Source organism: Nonomuraea sp. NPDC050153, assembly GCF_044460125.1.
Classification (GTDB): domain Bacteria; phylum Actinomycetota; class Actinomycetes; order Streptosporangiales; family Streptosporangiaceae; genus Nonomuraea.
This window is the reverse complement of the sequence record NZ_JBITJQ010000080.1, coordinates 1-8,590: the sequence shown is the minus strand read 5'-3', so window position 1 is coordinate 8,590 and position 8,590 is coordinate 1. Positions and strand designations below refer to the sequence as shown.

Below are 8,590 nucleotides of genomic sequence, written 5' to 3'. Positions count from 1 at the left end.
CAATAGCGAGCAATGCGATCAGCCCACACCGCATCGAACAGATCAGCGGCCACCGTCACCGACCCCCGCACCCCCGCCGGCGCCCCCTGACCGTCGAACGTCTCCCCCACGAGTACGTCCAGGTCGAACTTGGCAGCCGACATCCCCGCTGACATTCCCTCGGCCCGCACCCCGGGCAGCTCCAGCACCGCCGCGGCATTGTTCTGCATGGTGAAAACGGTCTGGAACAGCGGATGCCGAGCCATCGACCGGGCAGGCGCGAATTCCTCCACCAGCCGCTCGAAAGGCACATCCTGGTGCGCGAGCGCCGACAAACTCCGCTCCCGCACCCGCTCCAGCAATTCCCGGAATTCCGGGTCCCCGGAAAGGTCCGTCCGCACGACCAAGGTATTGACAAAACACCCGACGAGATCATCGAGCGCCACATCCGTGCGCCCGGCGTTCGCGGACCCGATCGGGATGTCGGTACCGGCGCCCAGCCGCGACAGCAGCACCGCCAGCGCGGCCTGCAGCACCATGAACATGGTCACGCCCTCGGCCCGCGCCACCTCCACCAGCCGCGCGTGCACCTCGGCCGGCACCTCCACCGGCACGCTGTGCCCGCGATGCGAGGCCACGGCCGGACGCGGCCGGTCGAAGGGCAGGGCCAGTTCCTCCGGCGTGCCGGCGAGCGTCTCACGCCAGTAGGTCATCTGTCGCGCGATCAGGCTGTCCGGATCGCGCTCGTCGCCCAGCAACTCCCGCTGCCAGAGCGCGTAGTCGGCGTACTGCACCGGCAGCGGCTCCCACACCGGAGCCCGGCCGCCGCGCCGGGCCGCGTACGCGAGTGACACGTCCCGCGCCAGCGGACCGATCGACCAGCCGTCGCCCGCGATGTGGTGGATCACCACCACCAGGACCCGGTCGTCCGGACCGGCCTCGAAGAACCACGCCCTGATCGGCGCCTCCGCCGACAGGTCGAAGGCGTACCCGGCCGCCTCCGCCACCGCGGCGGGCAGTTCGGCGGGGGTGACCCGCGCCACCGGCATCTCCCACGCCAGTTCGTCGAGTGGCACCACCCGCTGGTACGGCTCGCCGTCGGCAACGGGGAAGACCGTGCGCAGCACCTCGTGCCGCCCGATCACGTCCCGCAGGGCCAGGCCGAGCGCGTCCCGATCAACGTCCCCGGACAGCCGCAGCGCGATCGGGTCGTTGTAGGTGGCACTCGGCCCTTCGAGCTGACTGATGAACCACAACCGCCGCTGCGCGAACGACAGCGGCACCCGCTCGGGCCGCGCCACCGCCGTCAGCGGGACGCGCGCCTGGCCGGCGTCGCCGAGCCGGGCGACGAGCCCGGCCACCGTCGGCGCCTCGAAGAGCACACGGATGTCCAGATCGACGCCCAGCAGCGCGCGGATCCGACTGGCCAGCCGCACCGCCAGCAGCGAATGCCCGCCGAGCGCGAAGAAGTCGTCGTCCACCCCCACCCCGGGCAGCCCCAGCACCTGCGCGAACACCCCGCACAGGATCTCCTCCCGAGCATCCGGCGGGCGGCGGTCGGCGGGCGCGTGCGTGGAGTGGTCGGGCCGTGGCAGGGCCTTGCGGTCGAGCTTGCCGTTGACGGTCAGCGGCAGCGCGTCCATGGTGACGATGGCCGTGGGCACCATGTAGCCGGGCAGGCGCTCAGCGGCGAGCGCGAGCACCGGGTCGCTCTCCGCCGGCGGGGCCATGACGACGTACGCGACGAGCCGCTTGTCGCCCGGTTCGTCCTCGCGCATGATGACCGCGGCCTGGGTGACCTGGGGATGGGTGAGGAGCACGTTCTCGATCTCGCCTGGCTCGATCCGGAACCCGCGGATCTTGACCTGGTCGTCGCCGCGTCCCGCGAAGGCCAGCTCGCCCCGCCAGGTCCAGCGCGCGAGGTCGCCGGTGCGATAGAGCCGCTCGCCGCTCGCGAACGGGGAGGCCACGAACCGTTCCGAGGTCAGCCCCGGCCGGCCGAGGTAGCCGCGGGCCAGGCCGGTCCCGGCGACGTACAGCTCGCCGACGACGCCGACCGGCGCCGGCGCCAGGTGGTCGTCCAGGACGTACACGTTCGTGTTGAGCACCGGCGCGCCGATCAGCACCTGCTCGGCGTCCGGGTCGCAGCGCCACAGGGTGGCGTCCACGGTGGTCTCGGTCGGGCCGTACGAGTTGAACATGCGCCGGCCCCGCGCCCACCGCGTCATGACGTCCGGCGGGCACGCCTCGCCGGCGACCGCCACCACGACGCCGGGGTCGAGCGAGCGCTCGTCCAGCGTGGCCAGCACCGCGGGCGGCAGCGTCACGTGCGTCACCCGCCGCTCGGCCAGGAAGGCGGGCAGCTGTTCGCCCAGCCGCCGCCCGGACGGGACGACGACCAGCGCCGCGCCGGACAGCAGCGCCATCATCCACTCCCAGCCGAAGGTGTCGAAGCTGGCCGAGGCGAACTGTCCCACGCGGCTGCCCGGTCCGACGCCGAGCTCGCGGATCTGGCCCGCGACCAGGCTCGCCACGCCGGCGTGCGAGACGAGCACGCCCTTCGGCCGGCCGGTCGAGCCGGAGGTGTAGATGACGTACGCCGGGTGCGCCACCGACCTGCCGGACCTGTCCACGGGGGCGGCGGGGGACGGGTCGTCCACCATGAGCGTGACCGCGCCCGAGGCCGCCGCCACGCCTGCCGTCGCCGCCGAGGCCACCACCACCGCGGGCGCCGCGTCGGCCACCATGTAGGCGATCCGGTCGGCCGGGTACGCCGGGTCGATAGGCAGGTAGGCACCGCCGGCCTTGAGCACGCCCAGCAGCGCGACGATCAGGTCGGCGCCGCGGTCCAGGCACACGCCGACCACCGACTCGGGGCCGACGCCGCGCCCGGCCAGCAGTCGCGCCAGCCGTTCCGCCCGCTCGTCGAGCTGGGCGTAGGTCAGTTCCGCGTCGTCCGCCGACACCGCGAGGGCGGCGGGCGTCCGCGCGGCCTGGGCCTCGAACAGGTCTGCCACGGTCGCGGGTGGCACGTCGGGTGCCACGGTGTCGTTCCAGCCGGTCAGGACGCTGTGGCGCTCGGCGGGGTCGAGGACGTCCAGGGCGCTGAGGCGTACCAGGGGGTCGTGGGAGACGGTGTCCAGCACGCGCGCCAGCCGTCCGGCCAGCGCGGCGACGGTGGCGGGTTCGAACAGGTCCGCCGCGGCGGTGATCAGGGCACGCACGCCGGCCGGGGCGCCGTCCGCGTCGAACGCCTCGCCCATGATGACGTCCAGGTCGAACTTGGCCGTGGACCCGCTCGCCTGCACGAGCTCGGTGCGCAGGCCGGGCAGGTCGAGGTCCTCGTCGAGGGTGTTCTGCAGGGTCAGCATGACCTGGAACAGGGCGTGGCGGGCCATCGACCGGCTCGGCGCCAGCTCCTCGACGAGCCGCTCGAACGGCACGTCCTGGTGGGCGAACGCGCTCAGGCCGGTCTCCCGCACGCGGCTCAGCACCTCGGCGAACGTGGGGTCGCCGGACAGGTCGGTACGCAGGACGAGCGTGTTGACGAAGGAGCCGACCAGGTCGTCGAGGGCCTCGTCGGTGCGGCCGGCGTTCGGGGAGCCGATGGGGATGTCGGTGCCCGCACCGAGCCGGGACAGCAGCATGGAGAGCGCGGCTTGCAGGACCATGAACATGGTGACGCCCTCGGCGCGTGCCACCTGCGCCAGCCGGGCATGCGTCCCGGCGGTGACCTCCATGGGCACGGGGTGGCCGCGGTGGGAGGCGACGGCCGGACGCGGGTGGTCGAACGGCAGCGTCAGCTCCTCCGGCGCGCCGGACAGCGCCTGCCGCCAGTGGGCGACCTGGCCGGAGATGACGCTGCCCGGATCCTGCTCGTCGCCGAGCAGCTCGCGCTGCCACAGGGTGTAGTCGGCGTACTGGAGCGGCAGCGGCGCCCTCTGCGGCGGCCGGCCCGCGTGGCGCGCGGCGTAGGCGACGGACAGGTCGCGGGCCAGCGGCCCGGTGGACGCGCCGTCGCCGACGATGTGGTGGATCGTCACGGCCAGCACGTGCTCGTCCGGTGCCAGGCGGAACAGCCACGCCCGGAAGGGCACCTCGCGGGCCAGGTCGAACACGTGCCGGGCGGCGGTGGCGACCGCTTCGTCCAGCTGCGCGGGCGGGATGTCGGCGACCTCCGGCTCGATCGCCAGCTCCTCCAGCGGAACGATCTCCTGGTACGGCTGCCCGTCGGCGGCCGGGAACCGGGTGCGCAGCACCTCGTGCCGCCCCACGACGTCGCGCAGCGCCAGGCGGAGCGCGCCGAGGTCCAGGGTGCCGCGCAGGCGCAGCGCGACAGGCATGTTGTAGGTGGCGCTCGGGCCCTCGAGCTGGCCGATGAACCACAGGCGGCGTTGCGCGAACGACAGCGGCACCCGCTCCGGGCGCTCCACGCGCGTGAGAGCGGCCTGCACGGCGCCGCCGGAGCGGCGGGTCGTGTCGAGGTGGGCGGCGAGCCGGGCCACGGTCGGCGCCTCGAACAGCGCCCGCAGCGGCACCTCCGCCTTCAGGACCGTCCGCACGCGGCTGATCACCCGCACCGCGAGCAGCGAGTGGCCGCCGAGTGCGAAGAAGTCGTCGTCCACGCCGACCTCGCGCAGGCCGAGGACCTGGGCGAACAGGCCGCAGAGGATCTCCTCCTGCGGGGTGGCGGGGCGGGCGGCCTGCCCGGCCGCGTGGTCGGGCACGGGGAGAGCCCTGCGGTCGAGCTTGCCGTTGACCGTGATCGGCAGCGCGTCCATGGTGACGACGGCCGCGGGCACCATGTGGCCGGGCAGCCGCTCGGCGGCGTGGCGCCGTACGGAGTCACGGAGCTGCGCCGGCGCGACCGGATCGGTGGCGTCGCCCCCGGCCGGAACGACGTAGGCGACGAGGCGGACGTCGCCCGGGGTGTCCTCGCGGGCGATCACCGCCGCCTGCCCGACCAGCGGGTGGGCGGCGATCACGGCCTGCACCTCGCCCGGCTCGATCCGGAAGCCGCGGATCTTGACCTGGTCGTCCAGCCGCCCGGCGAAGACGAGCTCGCCGTCGGCGTTCCACCGCACCCGGTCGCCGGTGCGGTACATCCGCGTACCGGCCGGCCCGAACGGATCGGCCACGAACCGCTCCGCGCTCAGCCCGGGGCGCCCCAGGTAGCCGCGGGCCAGCCCGGCCCCGGCGACGTAGAGCTCGCCCGCCACGCCGACCGGCACCGGCGCGAGGTGCTCGTCCACCACGTACACCTGCGTGTTGGCGATCGGCGTGCCGATCGGCACGTCGTCCAGGCCCGCGCGGCACTCCCACACCGCCGCGTCCACGGTGGTCTCGGTGGGGCCGTAGGAGTTGAACATCTCCCGGCCGGGCGCCCACCGCTCGACCAGCTCGGGCGGCAGGGCCTCGCCGCCCACGTCGATGACGACCCCGTCGGGGATGGCGCCGACCTCCATGCCGGCGAGCACGGCGGGCGGGAAGGCGGCGTGCGTGATCCCTTCGCCGGCGATGAACGCCGCCAGCTCGGCGCCGAGCCGCCGGTGCGGCGGGACGACGACGAGGGTGGCGCCGGCGGGCAGGGCCAGTGCCCATTCGGAGCAGAACATGTCGAAGCTGACGGAGGCGAACTGCAGCATCCGCGCCCCGGGCCCGACCTTCGTCGGGTAACGGCGGGCGAGCGCCTCGGCCGTGTTGGCGAACCCCTCGTGGGTGAGGACCACGCCCTTGGGGCGGCCGGTCGAGCCGGAGGTGTAGATCACGTAGGCGGGGTGCGCGGGCAGCACCCGCGCCCCCAGGTCGTCCCCGGGCAACCCGCGCAGCGCCGCGGCCGTCTCGGCCGAGTCCACGATCACCGCGCCGGGCACCGTCCGCGCCGTCCCCGCCGTGGCGAGCACCATCGCCGGCACCGCGTCCTCCAGCATGTACGCGATCCGCTCGGCCGGGTACTCCGGGTCCACGGGCAGGTACGCGCCTCCCGCCTTCAACACGCCCAGCACCGCGACCATCAGCTCGACACCGCGCTCCATCACCAGCGCGACCACCGACTCCGGGCCCACGCCCCGCCCGGCCAGCAGCCTCGCCAGCCGGTTGGCCCGCGCGTTCAGCTCCGCGTACGTGAGGGATTCCCCGTCGGAGGTCACCGCCATCGCGTCCGGGGTCCGGGCCGCCTGGCCCTCGAACAGCTCCGTCACCGTCGCGGGCCGGACCTGGACCGTCGTGTCGTTCCAGGCGTGCAGCAACCGCTCGCGTTCGGCGTCATCCAGCACGTCCACGGCGCTCAGCGGCAGGTCCGGGTCACCGTCGTCGAGTACCGCCTCCAGCGCGGAGACCAGGTTGTCCGCGGTGGTGCGCAGCAGCGTGCCGACGGCCCGCGGGTCGATCGGCGCGACAGCGTCCACGGCCAGCGAGAGCCGGTCGCCGCCGTCGTCGACCGAGACGGTGAGCGGATAGTTGTCGCGGTCCTCGGAGTAGCGCAGCCTGATGCCCGCCATCGCGTCGTCCCCGCCCTGAGACGCGCCCGTGTTGTGGCGGTAGTTGAACAGGGCGGTGAACAGCGGCGTGTCTCCGGTGACGCCGCCGGCCTGCTGCGCGACCGCCAGCGGGGCGTGCTCGTGCCGGACGAGCCCGGCGAGCTGGCCGCGCATCGCGGCGACCGCTTCGAGCACGCCGGTCCCGTCGGTGCGGACGCGTACCGGGAGGGTGTTCATGTACGGGCCCGGCACGCGCTCGGAGCCGGTGCCCGCGTTCATGCGGCCGAACAGCACCGAGCCGAACACGACGTCGTCGCGGCCGGACAGCACGGAGAGCAGCCTGGCCCAGGCCACGTGCAGGAGGGTCGCCGGGCTGGCGCTGACGCGCCTGGAGATCTCGCGCACCCGCCGGTCCAGCTCCGCGGGGAACGGCACGATCTCGCGTACGGAGGCGGTGCCGTGGTCGCGCACGTCCAGCACGCCATACGGGGCGGTCGGCTCGGTCACGTCGCCGAGCAGGTCGGCGAAGTACCGCTCGTGCTCGGCGCGGCTGACGGCGCCTCGGGCCTGGGCCACGAAGGTGCGGAACGGCAGCGGCTCGGGCAGCTCGGCGCCGCGTCCCGCGAGGAACGCCCGCACCTCCTCGATCACCACTTCGAGCGCGGTGTGGTCCTGCGCCATGTGATGCACCCGCACCAGCCCCAGCCATCGGGCGGTGCCCGGGACGGGCGTGTGGTGGATGCTCATCAGCGGCGCCCGGCCGAGGTCCATGTTCCGGCCGACGTGCGCCACCAGGCGTTCGGCGAGGTCGCCGCCCTGCGGGTCGAGCGCCACCTCGTGCACGGGAAGCTCCGCCCGCCGCCACACGACCTGGACGGGCTCGCGCAGCCCTTCCCAGACGATCGAGGTGCGGTAGATGTCGTGGCGGTTCACGACCTGCTGGAGTGCGTCGGCGAAGGCGTCCAGCCGGGCGCGGGAGTCGAACTCGACCACGGTGGGCTGCACGTAGGCGTCCTGGCCGTCCTCGGCGAGCAGGTGGTGGAACAGGAGTCCTTCCTGCAGGGGTGCGAGGGGGTAGATGTCGGCGACGTTCGCGGCGCCGCCGTCGACCGCGGCCACGATCCGGTCGATCTCCTCCGCCGTCAGCTCGACCAGCGGCAGCATCTCCGGTGTGATGGCGGTGGCGTCCGCCGGGACCGCGTTGTCCGGCACCGCCACCCGCGCCTCGCCGACCGACCGCGCCAACCCGGCCGGTGTCGGCGCCTGGAAGAACGACCGCACCGACACCGACACCCCACGCGCCTGCAACAACGCCACCACGCGGATCGCCAGCAACGACTGGCCGCCGAGCGCGAAGAAGTCGTCCTCCACGCCCACGCTTTCGACGCCCAGCACTTCGGCGAACGCGGCGCACACCACTTCTTCCCGAGCGTCTGCAGGCCCCCGCCCCATCTTGACCGAGTACTCCGGGACCGGCAGGGCCGCGCGATCCACCTTCCCGTTCGCCGTCAAAGGCAGCGCGTCCAGCACCATCACCGCCGACGGCACCATGTACTCGGGCAACCGCTCACCCAGGAAGCGCCGTGCCGTCTCGCTCAGGCCGCTCCCCTGTGCGTCCGCCGGGACCACGTAGGCCACCAACCGCACATCCCCCGGCGCGTCCTCCCGTGCCACCACCGCGACCTGCCCGACTCCCGGACAACCCGCCAGCACCGCACTGACCTCACCCGGCTCCACACGGAAACCGCGCACCTTCACCTGATCGTCCACCCGGCCCAAGAAAACGAGCTGACCATCAGCGGACCAGCGCACCCGATCCCCGGTCCGATACATCCGCCCCCCGCCCTCGAACGGGCACGCCACGAACCGCTCACCCGTCAACCCCGCACGACCCGCATACCCGCGCGCCACCCCCGCACCCACCACATACAACTCGCCCGCCACCCCCACCGGCACCGGCGCAAGCCGCTCATCCAGCACATACACCCGCATATTGGCCACCGGCCGCCCCACCACCGGCCCTGCGACACCACCGATCCGCGCGACCGCGGTATCCACCGTGCACTCGCTCGGACCATAGAAATTGAACCCCTGCACCCCGGACGCGACCAGCCGCTCCCACAACGCCGGCG

General features: G+C 73.7%; 1 protein-coding gene. It reads right to left on the bottom strand.

Annotated features, from left to right (window positions below):
* Positions 1–8,582 (bottom strand): amino acid adenylation domain-containing protein (locus ACIBQ1_RS61685; RefSeq protein WP_397292849.1); only part of this gene is annotated, 8,582 nt, incomplete at its 3' end.
* Between the last annotated feature and the right edge of the window lie 8 nt (positions 8,583–8,590).